The 25,839-nt window shown below is 41.8% G+C and carries 22 protein-coding genes, 1 pseudogene and 1 riboswitch; of the genes and pseudogenes, 12 read left to right on the forward strand and 11 right to left on the reverse strand.

Annotation, left to right across the window (positions count from 1 at the left end):
- Together A3KS_RS19815 and A3KS_RS0102930 are read left to right on the forward strand one after the other, a co-directional pair.
- Nucleotides 1-273, forward strand: a 273-nt coding sequence (locus A3KS_RS19815; RefSeq protein ID WP_026395716.1) for a Mu transposase C-terminal domain-containing protein, incomplete at its 5' end; no start/stop codon positions are given.
- Nucleotides 274-325: 52 nt separating this feature from the next.
- Nucleotides 326-1,066 (forward strand): ExeA family protein, encoded by a 741-nt coding sequence (locus A3KS_RS0102930; protein WP_242834733.1) that lies wholly within the window; start codon nucleotides 326-328, stop codon nucleotides 1,064-1,066.
- Between the two features lie 188 nt (nucleotides 1,067-1,254).
- On the opposite strand, the gene A3KS_RS22255 is transcribed toward A3KS_RS0102930, so the two are convergent.
- Nucleotides 1,255-2,520 (reverse strand): HD-GYP domain-containing protein, encoded by a 1,266-nt coding sequence (locus A3KS_RS22255; protein ID WP_051355613.1) that lies wholly within the window; start codon nucleotides 2,518-2,520, stop codon nucleotides 1,255-1,257.
- A 292-nt stretch (nucleotides 2,521-2,812) separates the two neighbouring features.
- On the opposite strand from A3KS_RS22255, the gene A3KS_RS19825 reads away from it, so the two are divergent.
- From A3KS_RS19825 to A3KS_RS0102955, 4 genes are all read left to right on the forward strand, one after another.
- Entirely contained in the window at nucleotides 2,813-3,100 is a 288-nt protein-coding gene (locus A3KS_RS19825; protein ID WP_035355079.1) for a hypothetical protein, read from the forward strand.
- Between the two features lie 195 nt (nucleotides 3,101-3,295).
- Entirely contained in the window at nucleotides 3,296-3,460 is a 165-nt protein-coding gene (locus A3KS_RS23705) for a hypothetical protein (RefSeq protein ID WP_169727686.1), read from the forward strand.
- A 486-nt stretch (nucleotides 3,461-3,946) separates the two neighbouring features.
- Nucleotides 3,947-4,624, forward strand: coding sequence for a hypothetical protein (locus A3KS_RS0102950; RefSeq protein WP_026393641.1), 678 nt, complete (start codon nucleotides 3,947-3,949; stop codon nucleotides 4,622-4,624).
- 197 nt (nucleotides 4,625-4,821) lie between these two features.
- On the forward strand, nucleotides 4,822-5,121 hold the full coding sequence (locus A3KS_RS0102955; RefSeq protein ID WP_051355614.1) for an SHOCT domain-containing protein: 300 nt from the start codon (nucleotides 4,822-4,824) through the stop codon (nucleotides 5,119-5,121).
- A gap of 360 nt (nucleotides 5,122-5,481) precedes the next feature.
- Here the strand turns inward: A3KS_RS0102955 and A3KS_RS0102960 are convergent, their stop codons facing one another.
- The 4 genes and pseudogenes from A3KS_RS0102960 to A3KS_RS0102980 form a co-directional block, all read right to left on the reverse strand.
- Complete coding sequence (locus A3KS_RS0102960; protein ID WP_026393643.1) at nucleotides 5,482-5,724, reverse strand: SHOCT domain-containing protein; 243 nt, start codon at nucleotides 5,722-5,724, stop codon at nucleotides 5,482-5,484.
- A 64-nt stretch (nucleotides 5,725-5,788) separates the two neighbouring features.
- The gene (locus tag A3KS_RS0102965; RefSeq protein ID WP_026393644.1) at nucleotides 5,789-6,466 is read right to left on the reverse strand and encodes an SHOCT domain-containing protein; all 678 of its coding nucleotides are present in this window, start codon (nucleotides 6,464-6,466) and stop codon (nucleotides 5,789-5,791) included.
- A gap of 432 nt (nucleotides 6,467-6,898) precedes the next feature.
- Nucleotides 6,899-9,013: pseudogene (locus A3KS_RS19830) on the reverse strand (anaerobic ribonucleoside triphosphate reductase); the annotation flags it as partial.
- Nucleotides 9,014-9,139: 126 nt separating this feature from the next.
- Nucleotides 9,140-9,322, reverse strand: a riboswitch (cobalamin riboswitch).
- A gap of 61 nt (nucleotides 9,323-9,383) precedes the next feature.
- Nucleotides 9,384-10,715: an HAD hydrolase family protein gene (locus tag A3KS_RS0102980; RefSeq protein WP_026393645.1), complete on the reverse strand. Its 1,332-nt coding sequence runs from the start codon at nucleotides 10,713-10,715 to the stop codon at nucleotides 9,384-9,386.
- Nucleotides 10,716-10,926: 211 nt separating this feature from the next.
- Here A3KS_RS0102980 and A3KS_RS0102985 point away from each other — a divergent pair, with 211 nt between their 5' ends.
- Nucleotides 10,927-11,391 (forward strand): MarR family winged helix-turn-helix transcriptional regulator, encoded by a 465-nt coding sequence (locus A3KS_RS0102985; protein ID WP_242834726.1) that lies wholly within the window; start codon nucleotides 10,927-10,929, stop codon nucleotides 11,389-11,391.
- Between the two features lie 15 nt (nucleotides 11,392-11,406).
- The gene (locus A3KS_RS0102990) at nucleotides 11,407-11,793 is read left to right on the forward strand and encodes an FMN-binding protein (protein WP_026393647.1); all 387 of its coding nucleotides are present in this window, start codon (nucleotides 11,407-11,409) and stop codon (nucleotides 11,791-11,793) included.
- A 108-nt stretch (nucleotides 11,794-11,901) separates the two neighbouring features.
- On the opposite strand, the gene A3KS_RS0102995 is transcribed toward A3KS_RS0102990, so the two are convergent.
- From A3KS_RS0102995 to A3KS_RS22260, 4 genes are all read right to left on the reverse strand, one after another.
- On the reverse strand, nucleotides 11,902-13,248 hold the full coding sequence (locus A3KS_RS0102995; RefSeq protein ID WP_026393648.1) for an MFS transporter: 1,347 nt from the start codon (nucleotides 13,246-13,248) through the stop codon (nucleotides 11,902-11,904).
- A 177-nt stretch (nucleotides 13,249-13,425) separates the two neighbouring features.
- On the reverse strand, nucleotides 13,426-14,379 hold the full coding sequence (gene epsC / locus A3KS_RS0103000) for a serine O-acetyltransferase EpsC (RefSeq protein ID WP_026393649.1): 954 nt from the start codon (nucleotides 14,377-14,379) through the stop codon (nucleotides 13,426-13,428).
- Between the two features lie 191 nt (nucleotides 14,380-14,570).
- Complete coding sequence (locus tag A3KS_RS0103005; protein WP_026393650.1) at nucleotides 14,571-15,707, reverse strand: baeRF3 domain-containing protein; 1,137 nt, start codon at nucleotides 15,705-15,707, stop codon at nucleotides 14,571-14,573.
- Nucleotides 15,708-15,814: 107 nt separating this feature from the next.
- Nucleotides 15,815-16,612, reverse strand: a complete 798-nt coding sequence (locus A3KS_RS22260; protein WP_051355615.1) for a chemotaxis protein CheW — start codon at nucleotides 16,610-16,612, stop codon at nucleotides 15,815-15,817.
- Nucleotides 16,613-17,110: 498 nt separating this feature from the next.
- Here A3KS_RS22260 and A3KS_RS0103015 point away from each other — a divergent pair, with 498 nt between their 5' ends.
- Both A3KS_RS0103015 and hydF read left to right on the forward strand, forming a co-directional pair.
- Nucleotides 17,111-18,505: an aspartate ammonia-lyase gene (locus tag A3KS_RS0103015; protein ID WP_026393651.1), complete on the forward strand. Its 1,395-nt coding sequence runs from the start codon at nucleotides 17,111-17,113 to the stop codon at nucleotides 18,503-18,505.
- Nucleotides 18,506-18,551: 46 nt separating this feature from the next.
- The gene (gene hydF / locus A3KS_RS0103020) at nucleotides 18,552-19,802 is read left to right on the forward strand and encodes a [FeFe] hydrogenase H-cluster maturation GTPase HydF (protein WP_207637738.1); all 1,251 of its coding nucleotides are present in this window, start codon (nucleotides 18,552-18,554) and stop codon (nucleotides 19,800-19,802) included.
- Nucleotides 19,803-19,822: 20 nt separating this feature from the next.
- Here hydF and A3KS_RS19840 read toward each other — a convergent pair whose 3' ends face one another.
- On the reverse strand, nucleotides 19,823-22,897 hold the full coding sequence (locus A3KS_RS19840; protein WP_084504864.1) for an EAL domain-containing protein: 3,075 nt from the start codon (nucleotides 22,895-22,897) through the stop codon (nucleotides 19,823-19,825).
- Between the two features lie 188 nt (nucleotides 22,898-23,085).
- Between A3KS_RS19840 and A3KS_RS0103030 the strand changes: the two genes are divergently transcribed.
- Nucleotides 23,086-24,456 (forward strand): PhoH family protein, encoded by a 1,371-nt coding sequence (locus A3KS_RS0103030; protein WP_026393653.1) that lies wholly within the window; start codon nucleotides 23,086-23,088, stop codon nucleotides 24,454-24,456.
- A 203-nt stretch (nucleotides 24,457-24,659) separates the two neighbouring features.
- On the forward strand, nucleotides 24,660-25,250 hold the full coding sequence (locus A3KS_RS0103035; RefSeq protein WP_026393654.1) for a nucleotidase: 591 nt from the start codon (nucleotides 24,660-24,662) through the stop codon (nucleotides 25,248-25,250).
- A 173-nt stretch (nucleotides 25,251-25,423) separates the two neighbouring features.
- Here the strand turns inward: A3KS_RS0103035 and A3KS_RS0103040 are convergent, their stop codons facing one another.
- A complete protein-coding gene (locus A3KS_RS0103040) occupies nucleotides 25,424-25,819 on the reverse strand; it encodes a rhodanese-like domain-containing protein (protein WP_026393655.1) in 396 nt (131 codons plus the stop codon).
- Between the last annotated feature and the right edge of the window lie 20 nt (nucleotides 25,820-25,839).

Below are 25,839 nucleotides of genomic sequence, written 5' to 3' on the forward strand. Positions count from 1 at the left end.
ATTGATGAAGCCTTTCTGATCCGGGTAACCAGAAAGGTCAAGTCGGATGCCACCATTTCGCTGCACAACGCCCTTTTCGAAGCGTCGCCGATGTTTATTGGCAAGAGCGTCGATATCCGTTATCCCAATGAATGCCCGGATGAAATCTATATTTATGAAAACAGTGTCCGGATTTATACCTGTAAAAAAGTCATCATGACGGACAACGCCATTGCCAAACGCAATAACAATGCTATCAGCTACAGCGCGTTAGGCGGTGTGCCTCATGTATAAATCATTTTTCGGATTCCAGCAGGCGCCCTTTGACAAGGGGATTGATTCATCGATGCTCTTTCANTCNGAAGCTTACAAGGAAGTNCTGGCNCGTCTGGATTATCTNAAAACCACCNNNGGTTTTGGTCTGATTACNGGNGANCCNGGGGTTGGTAAAACATCGNCCCTGCGGGTCTNTGCNGACAGTNTGAATCCGTCGTTATANAAGGTCATGTATTTCCCGATGTCTTCCGGGACAACCATGGATTTTTACCGGGGGCTGGCCTTTTCGCTTGGGGAACAGCCAAAATTTCGCAAAGTGGAGCTGTTCTTTCAGATTCAGAACGTCATTACCGATCTTTATGATAAGCGCCGCATCACGCCAGTCTTTATCCTCGATGAGATGCAGTCGGCTTCGGCTCAGTTTCTTCACGATCTGAGCATCATTTTTAACTTTGACATGGATAAACGTAATCCTTTTATTCTGATTCTCACCGGTTTACCAACGCTGGCCAACCGTCTGGCTTTAAACCAGAACCGGTCGCTTGATCAGCGACTGGTGACCCGCTTTCATTTCTCACCGCTTACACCGGATGAGGTCAGGGACTATATCAAACACCGGTTTAAGCATGCCGGTGTTTCACGGAATCTGATCAACGAGAATGCTTATGAAGCCATTTCATCATCCACTGGCGGGTATCCGCGATTAGTCGGTAATCTCGTTACCCAGTGTCTGATTCTCGCCTTTCAAAAACAAACCGAACTTATTGATGAAGAAATTGTATTTGCCGCTTCTGCGGAAGCTGGGATTTAACGCCTAACGGCGTTATTTCCCTTTTTTCTGGAGAAACAGAGCGTGATTATGTGATTAAAAACTGGCGTTTTATTTTTGACACGCCAGTTTTTTCCCATTATTTCGTTCTTTTTCATCCGTTTTATTGTGATTAAACCAGTCTGAAATAATGTGAAAATTTACAGGGTATTTCTGATCACACCTAATTACTAGTTAATACTTTTGATGATACTTTCAATTTTTATAAATATGTCAACCAATTTGTCATCAAATTGAGTTCCACTGTTTCTTTGAATTTCCGCTACTGCAACCTCATGGCTAAATCGCTGTCGATAAGGCCGATCTGTCGTCATTGCATCATAAGTATCGGCAATGGCAATGATCCGTGAACCCAGTGGAATTTCCGCACCTTTGAGCCCACATGGATAACCATTGCCTGAGAACATCTCATGATGGTGGCGAATAATTGGTAAAGCTTCAGTTAGAAAATCGACATTACTAAGGATATTAATTCCAATATCCGGATGCTTTTTTATAACCTCGTATTCTTCATCTGTCAGCTTACCATTCTTATTCAAAATATGATCAGGTATCCCTATTTTCCCGATATCATGGAAAAGCCCTGCATATTCAAGAATTTCTTGATTTTCTGCTGTCAATTTCAGTTCTCTACTTAAAAGCATGGATATTTTTGACACCCGTTCAGAGTGTCCTGCTGTATAAGGATCTCTTGCATCAACAGCATTGGATAAAGCAAAGACAGTATTTAAATAGGAATCATCAAGTCTTTTCAGTGATAATTCGATTTCTGACTTTTGATTAATTAGCTCTTTATTTTGTTGTCGAAGTGTTTGTGATGTTTTATAAAGAATGCCAACCAACAATAAAAAAAGGATCAAAAATCCACCAAAGACTGTCAATGCTATCACTTGTACAATCATGTTTGCATGTTCACTGATGTTCTTTTCAAGGATTTGCAAAACGGCAACACCTTCAACTTTACCGTCATAGATGATCGGTTCATAAATATTTATGACCAGCTTGCCTTTATTCTCATCTTCAGCATTATTGAGTGCATAAGCATCTGAAACGACGAAAGGAGTCTCACCATTTAATACTTTTTCAAGATTTTTTTTGTCAGGTTGTTCAACAGTAAAAACAGAATTATCTGCCATGATTACTTTTTCATCCTGGTTGATGAGCATAATCGCTTGAATGTCATATAAATTCATGGATTCAATGATATTAGACTTGATTTGAGATGCCTTAGTGTCAGATATGGTATCAGCAAAGTCTGTTTTAGTCAGATTGTTTTTAACAACCGTACTAATTGTAATTTTAGAGACTTCTTCAAGATTATCTAGCTTATCATTTTTAATATGTTCATATATAACCAGGGAAAGCACAATGCCCATTAAAACAAACGCGAATAGACTGTATAAGGCAAAAGTCCTTATTAATGGATATCTTTTCATAAATATCACCTTTCACAATGTTGTTTAATCCTATCATATCTATCTGTTATGATAGATATGCATTATACGTTATTTTATCGGCTAAATCAAGTTGTAGATTATCTTTTTTATCTTAATATGAAATTCAGATAATCTCAATCACTATTTGACAGATATCTCATTGATATCCGAATTTTCTGTTTTCTGAAAAAACTGTAATAAATTTTTAAAATTTTCCAATCTCCATAAAATCTCCACAACTATCAAGTATACTTGCAAACATAGATCAAATAATTTTAAGGAGCTGATACTGATGAATTGTTGTAAAAACGATGAAAACAAGAACAACCTGAAAAAAAATAAAAAACATCACATGTCACACATGATGATGATGGCCCTTTGTTGTGGTGCACCCATTTTAATACTACTTATCATAACATTGCTTGGTTATCAAGGTATTCTATTTACGCTTCTGCCATTCATTTGCCCGATTATGATGGTACTCATGATGCCGATGATGTTACGGGGTGGAGATAAAGGTAAATCTGAACAAACGGATCAAACAGAGGAAAAACCTTCAAATCAGAACATACTTTCTTAGTAATTTTACTTTCTGTTTTCCAGCTAGATGGACACATGCATTGTTTTGCAGGTGTCCTTTTTTATCATTCTCAAATTTTTGCAAAATTATTTGAAAATTTGATTTTATTTATGTTGAAATACTCAATCTCTCCATAATTTCTTCATAAGTCTATTGTATGATAGATACAACAAATAATTTTAAAGGAGAATTTCAATGGGAACAATCATATCAATTTTAATCTTTATCGGACTCATGTTTGTCATGTCTAAATTCGGCATCGGATGTTGCGGTGGCCATTCTGGTCATAAACATCATAATGGTCAAAAAAATTTAGAGGATTCAGAGAAAGAACAAATTTCTAAGAATGATTTGGAATAATGATTATAAGCATTGTTTAAACGATGGCGGTTATTTTATTAATCTATTCTGCTTCGATCTGCAAGTCAAAGATCATTTTAAAACATAAAGGGGGTCGTGCCAAAATCATATGCACTGCCCCTTTTATATTTTTCTTAGAATGATAGTGAGAATAGCTGTATAAAATTAGTCAGCCGAGAAGATCTGTCTCTATAATTGACTCCTTTAATTTAGGTCATATGAATAAACACTTCAGTAGTGCTGTCTGACGCAAATCATTGTTGACAAACGTTGACAAGTGTGATAGCTTGACTTTATTGAAACATGTGCTCATCCTTCTGTGAATCAAGACAAGATTTTTTAATTTTATTTGATAAAAGTTAAATTGCCGTGAATAGAATCTATTGTTACCACCTTGTGATAGCCGATATTTTTGATGACTATTTTCAAAAGTGTAGAAACGGCTTATCTTTAGATGATATTGATGCAATAATTTAGGAGGGAAATATGAAAAAGCAGTTTTTTGTAATAACTTTAGTAGCGTTGTTAATATTTGCATTAACGGGTTGCAATGATAGGACATCTGAAAACAATAGTGCGATTATAAGGGATGCAGCCAGTAGTTTTAATTTGATAGTAACTAACAATTTAGAAAATAAAGTCTATCATGAGACATTAAGCCATTTTGGGCTCCTACTTAAAGACGGTGATAAGTTTGAATGGACAGAAGATCCTTCTGTGAGTGATGCTGACTTTTCTCTTTCTATAAATGCTGATGAATTTATACATGCTGGATTAGATGTTACTAAACTCGAAGGAACACCCTTCACTTATGTAGCAGCTTCAGATAACAATCCAAATATGCTCATATATAAATTTGATGTCAGCAGTAACAAAGAAATCTATAAAGACTCTAATGAAGCATTCGAGAAACTAATAAGTCAGATACCTGACCAAATTGCTGTTTTAGAAAATGATGGTTATATTCTAAGTCTCGATCAAGGCTTTCAAGTGCATTGGAATGCAGATGGACGTGTAAATAAAGATATGGCCTTTATTGTTGGTGCTGAAGACCTTGTAAAGGCTGGGCTAAATGTTGATGAACTTAACGAATGGAAAGTGATGAAAAATAAGTATCCAGATGATACACAGTTGAAATTATTAAAAATATATTATTTGAAATAGATTATTGAGGAAAATTTCTTAATAATCTACATGGCAAGAATTTTAAGAAATAGTCGAGAAATTGATCAAATGAAAATAGTTGAGAAAATATTTTTGTAATTGAAATCTACATAAGATCTACACATAATTTTATTAGAATAAGTACAAAGATATACATCAAGTAAAATCAAGAAATCAGTTGAAAGGTGGCTAATAAAATGATGGGATTTAATACGTTAGGTTGGCACGGAATTCACTCACTGTATGGTATGCACAATGGATTCGGTATGATGGGAATAACAGGGGGTGTAACCATATTTATGGTATTACTATTAGTGCTTGTGGTGGTTGTTGCTATTGTTTGGTTTTCAAAAAACGGAAATCCCCAAAACAATCGATTTAAATATCAAACAACAGATCGATCTTTAGAAATTTTGAATGAACGCTATGCATCTGGAGAAATTGCTGATGAAGAATATGCTAAGAAGAAAATAGAATTAAGGAAACATAATTTATAATCAGCTTTAAGAGTCCTGCTTTAGACCTTGAGATCTCTTTTCCGAAAGCCAGGAAAATGTTTCATTTTTTGTGTAAACTCTGAAAACTGATATCGTGTGAATTAATCTTAAGGGACAATAAATGGCGACAAACCGTTATTTGTCCCTTCATTGCTTTATACATAGATTTTTCGATAAGCCAATAAGAAGCACAAAATATAGATTTTCCGCCTCAATTGGAAGTGCCTTTCTTTATTTTCAACTATATTTACACTTTATAACAGTTGGAAATATAATTACCTATTTGACCAACCATTACATCAAAACTACTAAAAAAAAGGACAGCACCAGAAAGCACAGTCCTTTTCCATCCTGTCTTAGCTATAACTTTCGTAACTCCGCTTTTTTTCGATTGTACTCTTCTTCATCGATTTCACCGCGAGCATACCGCTCATGCAAAATTTCCAGAGCTTTATCACCTGAACGGGTTCCTTCTTTTACATTTGAATTTGTAAAATGGTGAACAATAAAATACACTCCGATGATAACCAGAACAAGTAATAGAAACAATCCAAACATCATAAAGAAGCCAAAACCACCACCATAACCTATGCCATACATCATTATTGATTCCTTCTTTCTATTCTCAAACATATTTCACTCTAATGAACCCAACTAAAATCTGAATTTATTTTAGGGAGCGGATGTTCTTTGTCATATTATTAAATTCTTCCTTTGTGATTTCACCTTGTGCGTACCTTATACCTAATATTTCCAGAGATTTTTCCTGAGCTATCGGTATCTTTTTTGATCTTATCACTGCAAAAATTATGACGCCAATAATTAAAATCAGAAATATGGCAATAATACCAATGGTAACCACTGCAGATACAAAAGAATTCATCATCCCATATCCATTCCATCCTGAATTGGCATATGAATTATTATTCATCATTCCATTTCCGTACCATCCAGAATTAGTAGATGAATAACTATTCGTCATCATTCCTCCGCTCATGAGATTCATCATCCCATTTGGGTAATCTGTTAGATAATTGACAGCAAGATTGATATGAAAGGCTCTAAGGGATTCTGATCCGTCTCCGCCTAGTTTGATGTCCATCTGTTCATGCATAGCTGAATTAGCAATCATTTTTTCCATCACCGAATCACCTAATGCTTCAAGTGTCTCCTGGTTTACTTTGTTTGGATCAATCTGTGTTGCATCCTTAATTCCTTGCTCTACCATAATTTCTGATAGTATAACATCCGGACTTTTAAGTTCCATCTCTTCCGCAAATGAAATGCTAGTAAGAGCCAAAGCGGCTAACAACGATAAAGTGAAGACAAGAATTACTTTTTTCATTTTTTCCACACTCCTTACTTGATTAATTTGATACCCCAATGAATATGGATGAAACAAGAATCAAGAATTTATAATATAGTTTGCTTTATGATATCGTGTAATGGGCGGGATAACCTAAATGTTTAGTAAGCAGCCTGTTTAGTGTCATAAATTGTTGTCAAAACTAATGGATTTAATATTTTCCGGGGTTAGATTTATCAAATTATCTTTGATCTTTCGATTTCATCGTTCTGAATGGGAACTGATAGCTAAATAATAATTGATCAATCTAATTGAACTCTACTTAAACGCATCAAAAAAAACACATACTATTTCATATGCATTTCTGAATTGGTCTTTAAGTTTTATTATATTTTTTGATTATATGTAATAAATCTATAATACTATTATTTAGCCATTTAAGTATATTTATTATGTTTTTTACCTTATATAAGAGCCATAGCCGATGCCGGCTTCCTTCATCGTCCGGACCACTTTCTCAAAGGCTTCCAGATTATCCAGGGGATCCCCATCCATTTCCACATAGGTGATGTGCCCGGCGTTGGTCAGTTCATGATAAGGGGCTTCCAGCATGATCTTTTCGTAGGCACTGGTAGGATAGTAAACGGGAATATGAAACGAGTTGGTATAGTATTCCCGGTCGGTTACGCCGGGGATTTCACCAAAGACCTGTTTATCCAACTTGACAAAACGTCCGGCGGTGCCTTCAGCGGGGGTTCCCAGCAGGGTGAAGTTCAGCTGATACTGGGTGCTGGTTTCATCCATACGCCTGCGCATATGACCAATGATTTCCAGCCCCAGTTCCTGAACTTCAGCCCCTTCGCCATGGTGTTTTCCGGTTAAAACCGTCAAGCATTCCGCCAGTCCGATAAAGCCCATACTCAGGGTGCCATGTTTCAATACTTCCCGGATTTCCATCTCGTCGGTCAGATCCTCCGAATCAATCCAGACCCCCTGACCCATCAGAAAGGGAAAATTCTTAACCTTTTTATGGGCCTGAATTTCAAATCGCTCCAGCAACTGCTCAATCACCAGATCGATTTTCTGATCCAACTCTTTAAAAAACAGCTCCTGGTTGCCCTTGCTGTTTAAGGCAATCCGGGGCAGGTTAATGGTGGTAAAACTGAGGTTGCCGCGGCCATAGGTGATTTCCCGATTGCTATCGTGGACATTTCCAATCACCCGGGTGCGACAGCCCATATAAGCAATTTCAGTTTCCGGTTGGCCGGCCTGGTAATATTTCAGGTTGTAGGGCGCATCCAAAAAGGAAAAATTGGGAAACAAACGCTTGGCACTGACCCGGCAGGCCAGTTTGAATAAATCATAGTTGGGATCCCAGGGATTATAATTCACCCCTTCCTTAACCTTAAAAATATGAATCGGAAAGATCGGAGTTTCGCCGTTTCCCAACCCGGCCTCCGTGGCCAGCAGCAGGTTTTTAATCACCAACCGTCCTTCGGTTGAGGTATCCATACCGTAGTTGATGGAACTAAAGGGAATTTGGGCTCCGGCCCGACTGTGCATGGTGTTGAGATTATGGACAAAGGCTTCCATCGCCTGATAGACGCTGCGATCGATCTCTTTTTCAGCATTTTCCATGGCAAACTGCTGAACTCGAGTAATAATGTTGGCGTCGTGAATCCACTGGGCCAGACTCCGGGTTTCTGCTTCAAGGTAATCTTGCGGATGATTCAACTCAGGACTTAGTCCCAGTTTTTTGTCAATATCTTCACTGATGGCCTTAACCTTGGCTAAGGCATTTTTGGTATCCGTCAATAGGGTTAAGCCCTTAGCCAGATTTTCCCGATAAAGCCGGATATAGGTTTTTTTCACCCCTGGAACCATGGCATAGTCAAAATTGGGAATACTCTGTCCACCATGCTGATCATTTTGATTAGACTGGATGGCAATGCAGGCCAGCGCCGAATAGCTCTGAATATCATTGGGTTCGCGCAGATGTCCATGGCCGGTCGAAAAACCATTTTTAAACAGCCGTTCTAAATCAATCTGACAGCAGGTGGTGGTCAAAGTCAGAAAATCCAGATCATGAATGTGGATTTCACCGGCTTTATGGGCCTTTGAATGGTCCGGATTCAGGACAAACATTTCATAAAACTGTTTGGCTCCTTCTGATCCATATTTCAGCATCGTGCCCATGGCGGTGTCACCGTCAATGTTGGCATTTTCCCGTTTTACATCGTTGTCTTTGGCTTCTTTAAAGGTCAGGTCTTCATATATCTTCATCAGCCGGGTATCCATTTCCCGGATCCGGGTCCGCTCAGCCCGGTAGAGAATATACTCCTTGGCGGTTTTAGCATGTCCGGTTTCAATGAGAATTTTTTCAACCGCATCCTGAATTTCTTCCACCGTCGGTGCTTTGGTCTTCATTTCCTGTTCGATATAAATGGTCACTTTTTCGGCCAGATCCATGGCGGTCTGGTAATTTTGTCCGCCAATTTCACTGGCTGCTTTGAAAATAGCATTGGCAATTTTTTCAATATTAAAAGGGGCTTCACGACCATCTCTTTTTTTGATTTTAGTAATCATACGGGTTTGTTTTCCTTCTTTCCTGGTAGTCTTGTTTCATTGTTTTGGGCATTGAAAAGCCCCTCGACGGCGTGTCAAGAGGCATAATGATTCCTTGGTTCAAACACCCCCTATCACGCGTAGAGTCTGGTGTGTCTAATAACGGCGGGTATTCTGACTCAGGTTTGATTTTTTATAAAAACACTCAGATTTATCTGCTTGTTTTCCGATAAAAAACTCCCCTTTACAGCGGCGGGACCGTGCCGGATTTGCACCTGCTTCCCCTTAAACTGCTCCAGCTGGCGCAGCACCATTACCATCTTATTTTGTTGTACTTATATTAACACATACAATATGTAGTGTCAAACCCATTCTTCTCTGCAAACGGCCATCATTGTTTTAAACTAAAAGGTTTGACATAAAAATGCCGGCTGATGGTCTTAACCACCGTATCACTGTCACTGGTACCAATCTGCGTCCAGCCCATTCCTTTTAGACCATCCGAGGCATTTTCAACCACATAAGCAAAATCGGCGGCCTCCAGCACGGCTGAGTTTCGGATATCGTTACCAAAGGCGACCACTTTTTCGGCATCATAATAAGTCTTCATATCGCTGATGGCATTTTTTACTGAGGCTTCATGACTGGTTATTTCGATAAAATAATAGCCGGGGTGTTCGTCGTCCGGGTAACACTCAATATTAACAGAAGGGGCAATATCCAGGGTCATGATGGCATCTTTCAGCTCCACTATAGTCTTTTGCTGATCCACTGCCATGATCGATAAAACGCTTTGATCATTTGGTAATTCACCGCACACATAGCTCTGCTCGGGGAGGCGCTTTTTCGAGTGATAGATTTTTTCCTCCACCGGGTTAATGAGCCTGGTATAATAAACATGCAGGACATCGTTAATAATGGCGTGAGTAAAACAGTTCCGTTCGCTCCTTTCAAAAACATCAATAATTCGTTTGGCTGTTTCCGGTTTCATTTTCTTACAGCATGAATAAGTCCGTTTTTGCAGATCATACCAAACGGCGCCATTCATCATGATAATGGGGACTTTCATTTCGATCCCTTCCAGCAAGGGTAACAGGGTTTCCGCGCTTCTTGTCGTCGCAATGGTAATCAAAGCGCCCTGCCGGATCATGGTATTTAATTTTATTCTGGAGTAACTGCTGACTTCACCATGAGAATTTAGCAATGATCCATCAAGATTGGTAACAAATAGAGTCTTCCTGTTTTTTCGCCGGGGCAGATGAAAGGCGTTAACACCTAACGACACAAAAATTCCAATCAACGTATCAATAATTCGGTCGATGGTAAAGATCAGCGGATTCACATCAGCCCCATGGGTCACCGTAATACTTAAAAATACCACACAGGTAATATAAGCTGCGCTTGCTTTTCTGATGCTGACGGTAAAATAAATCAGCGGGATCACGCAAAGAGAGACCACAAGATACTGCAATACCGGCATATCCACCGGAATGAAGCTCCGCTCGAAGATAAGCAGCACCAAACCCATCGCACCACCGATAAAGGTTCCCAAGGTCCGATTCATCGCCACCTTAAAGCTATTGGAAACATAGGGTTGCATGCATAAAATCGCCGCAATCGCCGAATAGAAGGGGGAGCCTTGCTCGCCTCTTAATAAATAGATTAAGAAGCACAGATAAACCGCTATAAATGTCTTAAAAATTCGCATTCCTACTTTTGGCATAAAGTTCTCCTCTTTCTGATGCCTATCTATAATAACATAAATTCGAAATTTTCTGCTGCTTAAATTTCTGCAAACCCTTTCAAATACAGATACCCCTTAACTTTTTTCAGAAACAAATTAATTTTACCGAAAAGTATTGACAGATAAAAAAAGGTAATGTATTATCTATTAAGGTAATATATTACCTTAATAGATTGTTGGAGGTTATATTTTGGACATTATCGATTCAATGCCCGATCAAAAATTCATCTTTGGCGGGATTCAAGTCGTTGCCAACCAGATGGATACGATGCTGGAGCGGGAACTGAAAGAATACAATTTAACAACCAAACAGTGGCTGCTCACCATTGTCGTTGCTAATATTTTTGATCACGACCCAACCATCAAAGAAGTTGCCAAAGGAATGGGGAGTTCTCATCAGAATGTCAAACAGGTTGCGCTCAAGTTAGAACAAAAGGGTTTTGTGGTGATGGAAAAAGATTCCCATGATGCCCGGATCACCCGGATTAAACTAACCGATGCGGTTGCTTCGTTTGGTAAAAATAGTCAAAAAAAATCAGAAATCTTCACCGAAAAGTTATTTAAAGGTATCTCGGCTGAAGAAATGGCGATGACCCGGTCAGCACTAGAAAAAATGCTGGCAAACCTGGAAGTAATGGACCAGGAATCTAAATAACAGGAGGAAAAACAGATGAAAAAAGTGATGATGATTATTCTCAGTATTCTGGGGGTATTGGTACTGGTCGGCGCTGGGGGCGTTTTTTACATCACCAACGGCCTGGAAGCCGGAGAAAACCTGGCGATCAACCCGGTCGATCTGACCAAGATTGAAGATGGCACCTATGCCGGTGTTTACCAGGCCGGACGCTGGACTAATGAGGTCGCCGTCAGCGTTGCCGATCATCAGATTTCAAACATCGATGTGGTCAAAACCGTCACCATCGAATCTCCGGAAATGACCAGCACCATCATCAACAGTGTCATCGAAAAACAAAATACCACCGTCGACACCGTCACCGGCGCCACCGTTTCCAGCAAGGCCTATCTCAAATCGATTGAAAATGCCTTATCCCAATGATGCGATTGAAGATTGTCAATTATATAAACGTTTTGAAAAAAAACAGCCTGTTGTCGATTAAAGACAACAGGCTGTTTATTTATTCACTTATTTTATGACGTCTTAATTTCAAACTGTTGCTTTATTTATTTCTTCCAGGGTTTTGCCCATCGTTTCCTTGCCAAACACCGCCACCACAACAGCCACCACCGCAAACACCAGGGTCAAGGTAATAAACACATTGGTATAGCCGATTTCGGTGCCATAATAATTATAGATCACCGGCACCACAAAGGGTGCTGAAAAGGCCCCAATGCGACCAAAGGCGGCGGCCCAACCGGAACCGGTGGCCCGAAAAAAGGTGGGATAGACTTCCGGGGTATAGGCATAAACGCAGCCCCAGGCGCCCAAACTAAAGAAATATAGCATCGAACCATAGATTAGAATTTGTTCCACACTGCCAGCATGGCCAAACAGCCAGGCCGCCAGAGCCGTTCCGGCGAAATAAATGGCCAAGACTTTTTTTCGCCCGACCTTTTCGATCAGGTAGGCAGCACTGAAGTATCCCGGTAACTGAGCCAGACACATAATCAGGGTAAACTCAAAACTTTTAGTCAGTGTAAAGCCCTTGGCTACCAATAGCGATGGGGTCCATAACACGAAGCCATAATAACCAAAATTGATACCAAACCAGATCACCCATAAAACAATGGTAGAACGGATATATTCTTTGCCCCATAAATCCAGAAACGATGCCTTGATATGAGTTAACTTATCGGTTACAGATTCCTCGGCTTTCACCTGACTGGTAATGTTAGCCTGTTTCTCCATCGTCATCAGCAGATCTTCCGCTTCACTGGTTTTACCCACTGATTCCAGATAACGGGGCGATTCGGGCACGGCCATGCGAAAAAAGGCCGCAAACAGGGCTGGTATTCCACCGACAAAAAAGGCCATCCGCCAACCGTATACGGGAATAAATAAATACGCCACGAAGGCCGCAATCAGCCATCCCCAGGCCCAGAAGCTCTCTAAAATAATAACATTGCGGCCCCGCATCCGGGTCGGCGAAAACTCACTGACCAGGGTTGATGCCGCCGGCAGTTCCCCGCCCAGTCCAAAACCAGTACAGAACCGTAATACCAGCAGCATTGTAAAATTCACGGCAAAACCAGACAGCGCGCTGGAGACCCCATAAATAACCAGGGTCCACATAATTACCGTCCGGCGGCCCCATTTATCCGCGGCCATGCCGGACAATCCGGCGCCCAACGCCATCCCCAGCATCCCGATGCTGCCCAACAAACCCAGCTGGCTGGGATCCAGGGCCCATTCTTTGCCAATGGCTGCCATCACACCGGAAACCATCCCCTGATCCATCGCATCAAACATCCAGCCGATCCCGGTTAACAGCAGAACCTTCTTCAACATCGGGGTCATCGGCAGTTGATCAATCCGCGAAGCAATATTTAACATTGTTACCCTCCTCATCATACTTAAACTTGTGATTATTATAGCACAACTATTGGTTTTTGCGACAAAATCCCGGTAAGAATCGGGAGAATTTGTTACGCTTTAAACAGCGCTAAAAAAGCGTTTCAAAATCCAAATGGAATCTTGAAACGCTTTTGTCTGCATATGCTGTTATCCTTTTTAAATCGTTTCGATATCTGAAAGCTGTTCCTGTTTGGGGGCTTCCTTTTTCGATCGTTCGCCAAAAACCAGTTCCGGACTTTTTATACTGACCTTTGTCCCTTCCGGCACCGATTTTGTGATAAACACATTACTGCCGATAACCGACCCTTTACCGATTACCGTTTCACCCCCGAGAATGGAAGCCCCGGAATAAACCGTTACCTCGTCTTCCAGACAGGGATGACGCCGTACTCCTCTGAGTTTCTGTCCACCCCGGGTCGACAGCGCCCCCAAGGTAACCCCCTGATAGATTTTGACATGCTCACCAATAACAGCAGTTTCACCAATAACTACTCCGGTACCATGGTCAATAAAAAAATACTTGCCGATGGTAGCGCCGGGATGAATATCAATGCCCGTGATATTATGGGCATATTCGCTCATGATGCGGGGAATCAACGGCACTGAAAGCTTGTAAAGTTCATGGGCCAGCCGATGAATACTGATGGCGAAAACGCCGGGATAGCAAAAAATAATTTCATCTTTGCTTTTTGCCGCCGGGTCGCCATCAAAGGCCGCGATCACATCAGTGGCCAGAAACTCCCGGATTTGGGGAATTTTGCTCATAAATTCATAACAAATTCTTTCCGCTTCCTGGTGACACTCGGCTTCGCCTAAATCTCCGGATTTGCCAGCCTGATGCTTTAGCGCCAAGGTGAACTGCTTGGTCAGACTTTCGATGATGCAAACCAACAATTCACCAATGTGATAGTCCTGAATTTCTCTGCGAAAATTAGTTCTCCCGAAATAACTGGGAAAAACAAGCTGCCGCAATGCTTTGGTCGTATCAATAATCACGGTCCGATTCGGTAAAAAACCTAAATCATGGGGGGCAATATAACATTCCTTTTTATAACTCTCAGAAATACTGTCAACCAATGTTCCTATTTTTGCTTTATATTCGTTGCTCATGGTTTTCCCTTTCACTTTTGCCGATTGTATTTTTTGGTGTTTTTTAATTATCTTGCCGCTTCAATCATTCAACGGCGTTTTAATTTCTTTATTATACTACAAAATCCAACTTAATCCGGAAAAATAATAAGGATTAACCCCTTTAAATACTAGGAGTTAATCCTCTGTTCGACGTTAATCCAACCGGATTCTCAGTACCGGTACACGGCGGCAATATCGCTTTCGGTCGGCATATCCTCGTTTTCTAAAATCAATACCTCACCACCCCGACTCAGTACCACCTCGGCCATGTCATCATAAACGTCCCCAACTCGGGGATCCACAATTTTGCCCTGAACGATGGTTCCCAATTGGGGATCAAAGAGTCCTGGATGAACCTTGTTTTCTTCCAGATAAAGAGTGGCTACCTTGCCTTCGGCGATGGCTCGGCCGATCTGCACCAGGTCATCGGAACCTAAATCCTTGGCGTGAGCTTCCGAAAAAATATCCATTCGTTCCTTCAGCTCTTTTTTAAACAGCTCCTTCATTACATTCTGAACTTTTTCATGCAAACTCTTTTTGTCCTGCGAATCGACATCAACTTTTATGCCCTCATTAATCAGATATTTATTCTTTGTCAGCTTTCTGAATTCCCCCTGATGTTCATCCAGGCCAACGAGAATAAGGGGTATTTTATATGGCTTGGAGTAGTTCTCCAGAATAAAAGCATCGACATGACGGAAAAATTTTTCCTGATCAACCTTCCGCTCATCCTTGGCGCCACCATGGCCGTGATACATCGACTGATCGCCGCCAATACTAGCGACCGAAAGATGGGGGGCAGTTTTTTCGGTTCCCAGAACCCCTTCCATGGTTGAATCTTTTTCGTCTACGGGAATCCCGTGGATTCCGTCGCGGTCGGCTTCAAAAAGAATAAAATTATCCCGATTCAAACCCAGCACATGATAATGGCCATAAGACTGAAAACTCCTTAACATAGGTTTTATATAATAGCTGTCTGACACAATCGCCAGGCTTTTTACATTCACCGGCAGCTTATAGACAATGCATTCTTCTTCATCCCCCAGAATGGCCAGGCTTTCAGTGGCCCCTTCCCAGAACAAAGCGTCTTCCTCCATTTCTTTAAAAAGCGAAAACAGATCTTTAAATCCTTTGAATTCCTTGTCTTTTAAAGAAGCCTGTGCTTCTTTGACGAGATTTTTGAAACGGATGGGATTTTCCAGACGATCCGGTTTCTTAATGTTGGTATCCACATAAATGGAGATCACCGGCCTCTTTCCTTTTTCCATCATCGGATGGGGAAATTCTTTAATGATTTGATAGTTCATCTACAAATCCTCCTCTCTGGTTTATGGAATACTTACCCGTTTTTTCAATAAAATCACACCGTTTCATTTATCATGTCAAAGAACTGCTGCCAAAACAAAAAGTTTTGCTATAAATTCAAAAAATATTTTTCATCGATCGTGAATACCGGTGCTTGATCTTTTGATCGTTTAGCCAAGCCAAGACTCTCATGAGACTTATGGGTCACTGAATCAAGGGTATTTTCCCGATCTTCCAATATTGGTTCAATGGCAATGACCCGATCCACCGTAAGGCCAATTTCCAGGTTTTGTTTTGGATCTTCCAACACGATTGCCAATTCCCGTTTCGATTCCGCAAAGTCATTCACCAATGAATCAAATAGTTTAATCATTTGAATCAGTTCGCTATTTTTTGCTTTCCTGACTACCTCAAAGGCCTTTTCCCGATCGCCCTGATCAACCAGTTTTCTGACCTCAACGCCGACTGCATGAATCCGCTTATGGGGTGCATCAAATTTTCGCAAAAGATATTCCAACGTGTTGTCATTGGTTTCAAAATGATCATACCATTTCCCGAAAGCACAGGCATGGGGATCTGTTGTCAGCTTGAATTCCCGGTTTTCCACAACCGAATCTTCCAATTCTCTGATCCAATTGATATGATCCTGTTTTCGTTGTCCCAGCAGCTCTGTCAGTCCGTTAATCTCCTCAGCTACCGATTGGAAGCCATAAAATTTTCGCGTATCAATAATCGGTACAATTTTTCCGCGCATATTAACTGCGCCCCGCATATAATGGGGCATACCCGGCATTTTAATTAAATTTTCGATTTTAAAAATGGCTTTAATATATTGACTGGAAACACCATAGATACCCTGCTCCAGATTAAACAATGCCCATGGATATGCTGTTTCTAATTCACTCATTGCTAGCCTCCCGATTTTTAGTAGTTATCCTCTTTTATCAAATAATCATTATAAACAAATTAATCTCTATGTTAATTAAACCAGTTAAAATAGTCAAGAAAAAAGTTTGTTAACTGGGATTTAAATTCCCTTTAATTCCTCTGGTTTTATTTTTTACTACTCTGTTTATCATATCTAATCGAGCCAAATATCAAATCAGGCCGGTTTCACAAAATAATACCCTAACCCTGCTTTGACAAACCACTCAAACAATGCTAAGATTGCCTTATTAACTGAAAACGTTATATTATTGCTATTATCCTGACCGAAAAGATTTTTCTGACCGGAAAGGTGCGAAATTGGCAAGTTTATTTGATTTAGTATTTTAACTTAATTGTTGTTATTTTTTATTAAATAAACGTCCTTAATGCTATTACGCTCTCTTTCCGTCCATTTTTCGGAGAGAGAGTTTTTTTGTCTTTTATTTTTATTTGATTCTTATTTGAAATGAGGGAAAAGATGCGAACAGAACACGACTTATTGGGCCCACTGGAGGTGCCAATTAATGCTTACTACGGTATCCATACGGTTCGAGCCCTGGAAAATTTTCAGATCACCGGCATACCGATTCATAAAGAACTGGTGGAAGCCCTGGTGGTCATCAAGAAAGCGGCGGCGCTGACCAATATCAGCATCGGCGCCCTGGATCCGGACAAGGGCGAAGCCATCACCGCCGCCTGTGATGAGATCCTAGCCGGGGCGCTGCGCAGCCATTTCGTAGTGGATTGTATGCAGGGTGGTGCCGGCACCTCGGCTAATATGAATGTCAACGAGGTGATTGCCAACCGGGCCATTGAACACCTGGGCGGACAAAAAGGCGATTATAGCCTGATTCATCCACTGGATCACGTCAATCTCCACCAATCCACCAATGATGTCTTTCCCACCGCGGTACGGATTGCTGCCATCCGGCTGCTAAAACCGGTGACCGAGTCCTTTGCCAACCTGCAATCGGCGCTCCAGGAAAAGGAGGAAGAATTTTCGCGGGTCATCAAAGCCGGACGGACCCAGCTCCAGGATGCCGTACCGGTGACCCTGGGCCAGGAGTTTGGGGCCTGGGCCCAGGCTATTTCCCGGGACCGCTGGCGGCTTTACAAGGCTGAAGAACGGCTCCGGCAGGTGAATATCGGCGGGACTGCCGTGGGTACCGGCTTAAATGCGCCCCGGTCCTACATCTTTACGATGATTGAAAAGCTCCGGGATCTCACTGGCATCAGCCTGGCCCGGACCGACTATATGATGGATCCAACCCAGAACTGCGACGTCTTTGTAGAAGTTTCCGGCCTGTTAAAAACTGCCGCCGTCAATCTTTCTAAAATTGCCAATGATCTGCGGCTGCTTTCCTCGGGACCCTACACCGGCCTTGGCGAAATCACCCTGCCGACAGTTCAGGCCGGGTCTTCGATTATGCCCGGCAAGGTTAATCCGGTCATTCCCGAAGCTGTCAACCAGGTGGCCTTTCAGATTATTGCCAATGATACCGCCATTACTCTGGCTGCCATGTCGGGACAACTGGAGCTGAATGCTTTCCTGCCGGTGATAGCCAAAAACCTGTTTGAAGAACTGGATCTGCTCAGTCACACCCTACCGATCTTTATCCGTCGCTGTATCGACGGGATTGCGGCCAATGAGGAGACCTGTCGGGCCAATCTGGAAAACAGTACTGTGACACTCACCGCCCTCACCGCCATCATCGGTTATGACAAGGGCACCGAAGCCGCCCTGATTTTAAAAGAAACCGGAAAACCGATCAAGGATATTATTCTTGAAAAAAAATGGATGACAGCTGCTGAACTGGCCGAGGTGCTAAAACCGGAACGCCTGACCTCACCCAGCATGGATCGAAAGCATTAATCAAAATCTCTGATCTAAATCACCGATCGAAAGGAAATAAAAAATTATGAATCTAAATAGTATGAATGAAACCCCAATGTCCAGCCGCATGGCAATTGGCCTTTTTGGCAAACGAAATGCCGGTAAGTCCTCGCTGATCAATGCCCTCACCGATCAGTCGGTGGCCGTTATTTCTGATGTGGCCGGAACCACCACCGACCCGGTTTATAAAACCATGGAACTGCTACCCATCGGCCCGGTGGTCTTTATCGACACTGCCGGTCTGGATGATACCGGGGAACTGGGGCTGCTGCGAATTGAAAAAACCTACGAGGTACTCAGAAAATGTCATTTTGCGATTGTGGTGGCGGATATTGAAACCGGCATTACTGACTTTGAAGAAGAATTCATCGATCAACTGATCAAGCGCAAAATCCCCAGCGTTTTTGTGTTAAATAAAGCTGATAAGGGTTGTCCCGCCCCCGAAGAGATCGAAGCCTTGAAAAAATCGCTTAAAATCCCCCTATCCTTTACCAGCGTTTATAATGGTACCGGGATTAAAGCGGTCAAGCAAATGATCATTGACCATGCCAATTATGAGGATGTGGAACCGGCCCTGGTTGGGGATCTGATTGAATCCGGTGATATGGTGGTGTTGGTGACCCCGATCGACAAATCCGCGCCTAAGGGTCGGCTGATTCTGCCTCAGCAGCAAACCATCCGGGACATCATCGAAAAGGATGCGGTAGCGATGATCACCAAGGAACATGAACTGAAACACACGCTGGAGAGCCTGAACAAGCCGCCGGCCATTGTCATCACCGATTCTCAAGCTTTTCTCAAAGTATCGGCCGATACCCCGGCCGGTATTCCACTGACTTCGTTTTCGATCCTGTTTGCCCGACAAAAAACCGATCTGGCCGAAATGGTCCGGGGCATTAAGCGAATTGAACAACTGGCCCCCGGGGATAAGGTCCTGATTGTTGAAGGCTGTACCCATCACCGCCAGGCCGATGATATCGGCAAGGTTAAAATCCCCCGCTGGATCCGCCAGATTGCCGGCTGTGATATCGAATTTCACTGGGCCTCCGGTGCTCATTATCCCAAAGATATTGGTGAGTATGCCGTGATTGTCCACTGTGGCGGCTGTATGCTCAACCGCCGGGAAATGCAGTATCGAGTCCACACGGCCCGACAAAAAGGGGTTTACATCACCAACTATGGGATGCTGATCGCCTATGTTCAGGGAATCTTAAGCCGGGCCCTGGAACCCTTTCCCGCCGCCAAACTGGCTTTGGAAGAAAACAATCTGAATTAACGAAAACTACACCCTGACACTTATTCAGGGTGTTGATTTTTTTGTCGTAGTACTGCCTCCATTTCCGCTGCCGGCATCGGCTTATAGTAAAAGAAACCCTGAACCGTATCACACTGCTGCACTTTTAAAAAATCAATCTGTTCCTCCGTTTCAGCGCCTTCGGCAATTACACTAAGTCCCAAATTTTTGGCCAGCAGAATAATCGTGTTAACGATCGCCTGATCTTTTTCATTTTCGGTGATGCCATCAATGAATTGCTTGTCTATTTTTATCTGATCCATGGGCAATAATTTCAGGCGACTCAATGATGAGTATTCGGTCCCGAAATCATCGATGGAAATATAAAGTCCCAGCTTTTTTAACCCGTTTAAAACACCGACAATATAACTGGATTTGTTGATTGCGATGTTTTCGGTCAGCTCCAGTTCCAGATACCTTGGTTTTAAATCGGTTTCTTTGAGCAGCTTTTTCATCTGACTGATCAACAGTGGGTTTCGAAATTGGGTTGCCGAGATATTAACAGCGATCCGTACCGGGGGCAGTCCCATATCCTGCCATGTCTTATTTTGACTACATGCGGTCGTCAGCACCCATTCTCCGATCGGATTGATCAATCCGGTTTGTTCTGCCAGGGGAATAATCACCTTGGGCGGAATTATTCCCAATTCAGGATGCTGCCATCGCAGCAGCGCTTCCACAGCGACAATTTTTCCCGTTGTCAGACAAATTTGTGGTTGATAATAAACCCGTAATTCATGATTATCTAAAGCATGATACAGATTACTGGTCAGTTTGTTTTTGAATTTGACCTCTTCTTTAATCGTTGATGAACATAACACATAGTTATTTTTTCCCTTTTCTTTGGCCTTACACATGGCAATATCGGCATTTTTTATCAGCTCCTCGGCGGTATCCCCATCCTTCGGATAAATCGAAATACCGGCATTGGCAGAGATATAAAATTCCTGGCCATTGACAATAAAAGCATGCTTAAATAAGCCGGCGATCCGGTCGGCTACTTTTAAAACCTCTTTATCCCGAGCCATATTATTTAACATGATTGCAAATCCATCGCCCTCAAAACGGCAAACCGCATCGGTTTTTTTTACCGATCTTACCAACTTTTGACTGACCTGAACCAGCAGCTTATCACTGCCCTCATGCCCCATCATATCATTAACAGTTCTGAAACTATCAATATCCAGATAGATGACTCCGATCATTTTGCCATTTTGTTGTGCTGATTCTATTCCCTGGTTTAACCTGTCATTGAACAATAACCGGTTAGGCAGTCCGGTTAGTTGATCATAATAAGCGCGATAGTTGATTTCATTTTCGGCATCGATCTTCACCAGTGCATCTGCTAAAATGTTGGCAATAATTTCCAGTAGCCCTTCGTATTCAGGGTTTAATTCATCCTTCTCTGTTTTTATTTCAAAGGCCAGGAATCCTCTTACCTCAACTTTACTGGATATCGGGATCGCGATAATTACATCATTGGGTCTTTCATCCAAAATATCTCCGCGATTGAAATTATGAACAATCTTATTTGCAATAATTGATTCAATCCATTCTGGTGCTGCTTCGACCGGAATTTCCTGCCGTTCTGCTTTTTGTGACGCGACGTCTTCATTGCGCCATTCCTGTTGACACGATACGCTACTTTTATCGTCATTAAAAAAACAGATACAGGCCCGGTCAATATTGAAGAACGCTCCGCTTTTACGTAACCATTTTGCGGATTTTTCTTCAAAATTGATAGCATTGACATTTAAAAAGTCAGTCGAAAATTCTGAAATCATTTTTTGGATTTTTAACTGGTCAGCATTTTGCTTTAATCGCTGAACATAGAGTTTATTTACAAAAAATGCCACCCATACACCAATTCCAAACAAACCGATTCTCGCCACATAAGCAGAGCTGTTAATTTCGACAATTGCCTGAGGTTTGATAATAAACACGAGAATCTGGGTTAGAAAAATGGACACCGTTATACCAACCAGCGCAATTCGGTTATTGTAAACAAGGGCAACAATAATCAAAATAAATGGGAACGCCCAAATTGTCGGACTGGCAATATTGATAAACTCAAAGGTTATCACTGGTATCGATAAACCAATTAGCGCCATGATGATATAATTCTGGTACTTCTTTAGCGGCTCAACACGCTGGGCAATCTGTATCATAAAACCAATCGCCAATAATAGTCCACTAAAGCTCAGGATCGTGATCAGATCAGCCTGTTCTGGAATAAAGTGCCGGGACACGATATTCAAAAAACTCCCGGCGATAAAGCATCCCGACAAGTAATTGTATATTTTTGTGCGATTCCCCTTGTTTAAAATGACTTCATCCATATTGAGTGGCGGCATTCTTACCAGTTTGTATTTTTTTATTGAATAAAACATTGCCAGGATTGCGACAAACATAACATTCGAAACTTTTTGTGTGGCTCCTGTTAAGAATAATTCATTCCCGAGAATCTGTAACATAAAGCCACTGATTAATGAAATACTAAACCCATACAAAATAAGCCTGGCCTGTTGCTTATTTCGCTTGTCACCGGAGTATTCTCCCCAATGCCAGAGCACTGCCAGCCCGATGGCGATAAAACTATAGTAATAAATATAATACAGCACGTTCCAGATATTATTTTCGGCTTTATTCATCCACCCAAATGGTGTATTGATTAAATTATACTGTAGGATGGCCAGGTCATGAGATAGCGCAAAGATGTAAATAAAGACCGCTGCCGGTGTATAAATTAAAAAATAGATCCACCACTTTTGAAGCAACCTTCGTTTATTGGTTAGAATTAAAAAGAAGTGTAATAATATCCCCGCAAAGGTGCACCAACCCAGTGCTGAAACACGTCGCCAAAAAAAACAAGTCTCTATGTCCGCCACAGAAATGGACATGGCCAGGCTAAATGTCCAGACACTTAAGAAGATACATAACACAAAGAAAATCCGATTACTTTTTTCTTTTGAATTAACCGAAACAATATAAGCACCAAAGAACATATACATTCCGCATATAATGAAAAACAAAAATGAAAATATCAATGGTAGTATCCCCACAAGAGCTCCTTTCATCTACTGTTTTTTAATCATAAAACTGCTATCCACCGCAGTGTTTTATTATATACCCCCAAAAATCAATCTGTCACATTTTTGACTTATTCTTTAACAAATTTAACCTGTTCCAAACCTGTCACTTGATCTTTTGGTGTACACTCAACGTGAAACTGCAAAACATAAAATAGCTTTTATGGAGGTTTTCTATGCCAAAAACGTATGTACTGGATACCAACGTACTGATTCAATCCCCCCAGGCACTGTTGTCCTTTGAGGATAACAAGATTGTTCTGCCCATCGCCGTATTGGAAGATTTGGACAAACTGAAAAACGAGGATGGCGAGCGTGGTTCAAACGCCCGACAGTCGATTCGTTTTCTGGAGCAGCTAAGGCAGAAGGGGAATCTGTTTGAAGGGGTCAGCCTGGAAAGTGGTGGACTACTTAAAATTGAAGCAAATTTTGCATCGGTGGATCTTCCCTACGGTTTTCAAAACAATTCCAACGATAATCGCATTCTCAAAGTCTGTAAGGGACTGATCAGTCAGGGCGAACCGGTAACACTTGTGACCAAAGATATCATCGTCCGGTTGAAATCCCAGATGCTGGAAATCCCCACCGAAGATTTCTTTGCTGAACAGTCGCCGGTGTTTCAGAATCAGTATACCGGTCGAACCGAAGTCTATGCACCGGATGAAAAAATGGAGGAATTCAAGAAAAAAGGAATTCTGCCAGAAAATATCTATGTGATCAATGATAACAAAACAAAATCTGGTATCATCCCTGAACATAATCAGTTTTTCATCATTCATTCTGATATCAATGAACGAAAAACGCTGCTGGGCCGCTTCAATGGCAAGAAAATTGTCCCCTTAAAAAGCCTGGACCTGGAGCCTTTCGGGGTTAAGCCCAAAAATGTCGGACAGCGTTTTTTGCAGGAAGCCCTGATGCAGGACGCTGAAACCGCCCCGCTGGTAATTGTCAAAGGCACCGCTGGAACCGCCAAGACCTTCTATTCTTTGGCCGTGGGGCTGCACCAAACCCTCGATCCCGATTTTAAAGGATACCGCAAAATCTTAGTCACCCGGCCTAATGTTCAGTTTGATGATGAAATTGGTTTTTTGCCGGGTAGCGAGCAAGAAAAAATCGCCCCACTGCTACGGCCGATCATTGATAATCTGGAGATTTTAATGAATCGCAGTGATAAATCCCGGTTTCAGAATGAAATCGAAATGCGCAAAAAAATTGAGGAACTGTTTGAACGGGGTGTCATCACCGCCGAAGCCATGAATTTTATCCGCGGCCGCTCCATTACCCATACCTATCTGATTATTGATGAAGCGCAAAACCTTACTCCCAAACAAGTAAAGGGTATTATTACCCGGGTCGGCAAGGGTACCAAAGTAGTCTTACTAGGCGACCCGCAGCAGATTGATCATCCCCTTCTGGATGAAAAAACCAATGGCTTAAGCTACGCTTCAGAACGAATGAAAGGCAGCCCCCTATGCTTCCAGTTGACCATGTTTGCCGACGAATGTCTGCGTTCACCGCTGGCCTTCGATGCTACCCAACGAATGTAAATAATACGAATATAAAAAAATTGGGCGGTGGGCTAGTCATCATTTGACTGGCCTACCGCCCCTATCATTGGATGGATACTCTTTAAATAAATACGTAAACAATGAAAACCATAGAATTTACACATTTTTAATCTCGAATTAAAGACGAAACCTGGAGCCATCCATATAATCACATTATCGAGTAAGTTCAGGAGGAATGAATAATGAATCAGTTGAATTTTTGTATTGATATTGATGGCACGATAACCGAAGCTTATGACTGGATTCCCAGAGCCAACGAATACTTCAACACCCAAATTATCCCAGAAATGGTTACTGAATATGATGAATATATCGCGCTTGGGGTAGACCCAAAAGCCTTTGCTGAATTTTATCATTTGTATGGTGAAACCATTTATGCCGAGTCCCACATCCGCGCGGGTGTAAAAGACGTTCTCAATGGCCTTTTTACCGATCACAATCTTCACTTTGTTACCGCCCGGGAGATCGAAATGAAAAACGTGACTGAAAAGTGGTTGTCTCATCACCACATCCCGATGAGTTCCCTATCACTATTGGGCTCTCATGATAAGGTTGCCAAAGCCTACGAATTCTGCTGTGATATTTTTATTGAGGATCGCTACGAAAATGCGGTGCAACTAGCAAGTCACGGATTTAATGTCCTGCTGATCGACTGTTATTATAATCAGGGTCATTTGTTTCCCGGGATTACCCGGGTTAATGATTGGATCGACATCGATCGTCATATTGACAACTATATTCAAACCTGCAATTATTCTCAAATCGCAATTTAAATCTCAACTATTTAGAATTCTAGTCCTTAATATCAGATAATCACTAATTCTCCACCCTCAACACATTTTTCGACAGATTTTTTTTGCTGTTAGCAAGATATTTATCGCCCCATCCAGGTTGCCCACATTTTTGTCTGTTGCAACCTGGATAATTTATCTAGCTGCTTGATGGCTTACTTCACCACTTCATAAGGCCAATCCACAATACCACCAAAATCATAGATATGAGTATAGCCGAGATCCACCAATTTTTTAGCCGCCTCGGCACTTCGCCGGCCAGTGCGGCAATAAACAAGAATGGTCTGATTCTGATCAGCTAAAACAGTAGGCGCCTTAGCGCTGATCTCGGTATCCGGAATCAGTACCGCATTCTCAATATGACCTTGATCGTATTCCTCCTGAGTCCGGACATCCAGAATAACCAGGTCTTCGCCCCCATCGATCATGACTTTGGCCTCTGCAGCCGTAATTTTTTTAACTGACACCGCCTTCTCCTTTGCTTTTTCCTGACTTGAACATCCGGCCACCAAAATGACCACAACCAGCAATAGTATTCCTAACTTTTTCATCGCATTGCCTTTCGTAAAAA

Origin of the sequence: Acetobacterium malicum subsp. dehalogenans DSM 11527 (assembly GCF_000472665.1) — a bacterium.
GTDB classification, from domain to species: Bacteria; Bacillota; Clostridia; order Eubacteriales; family Eubacteriaceae; genus Acetobacterium; species Acetobacterium malicum.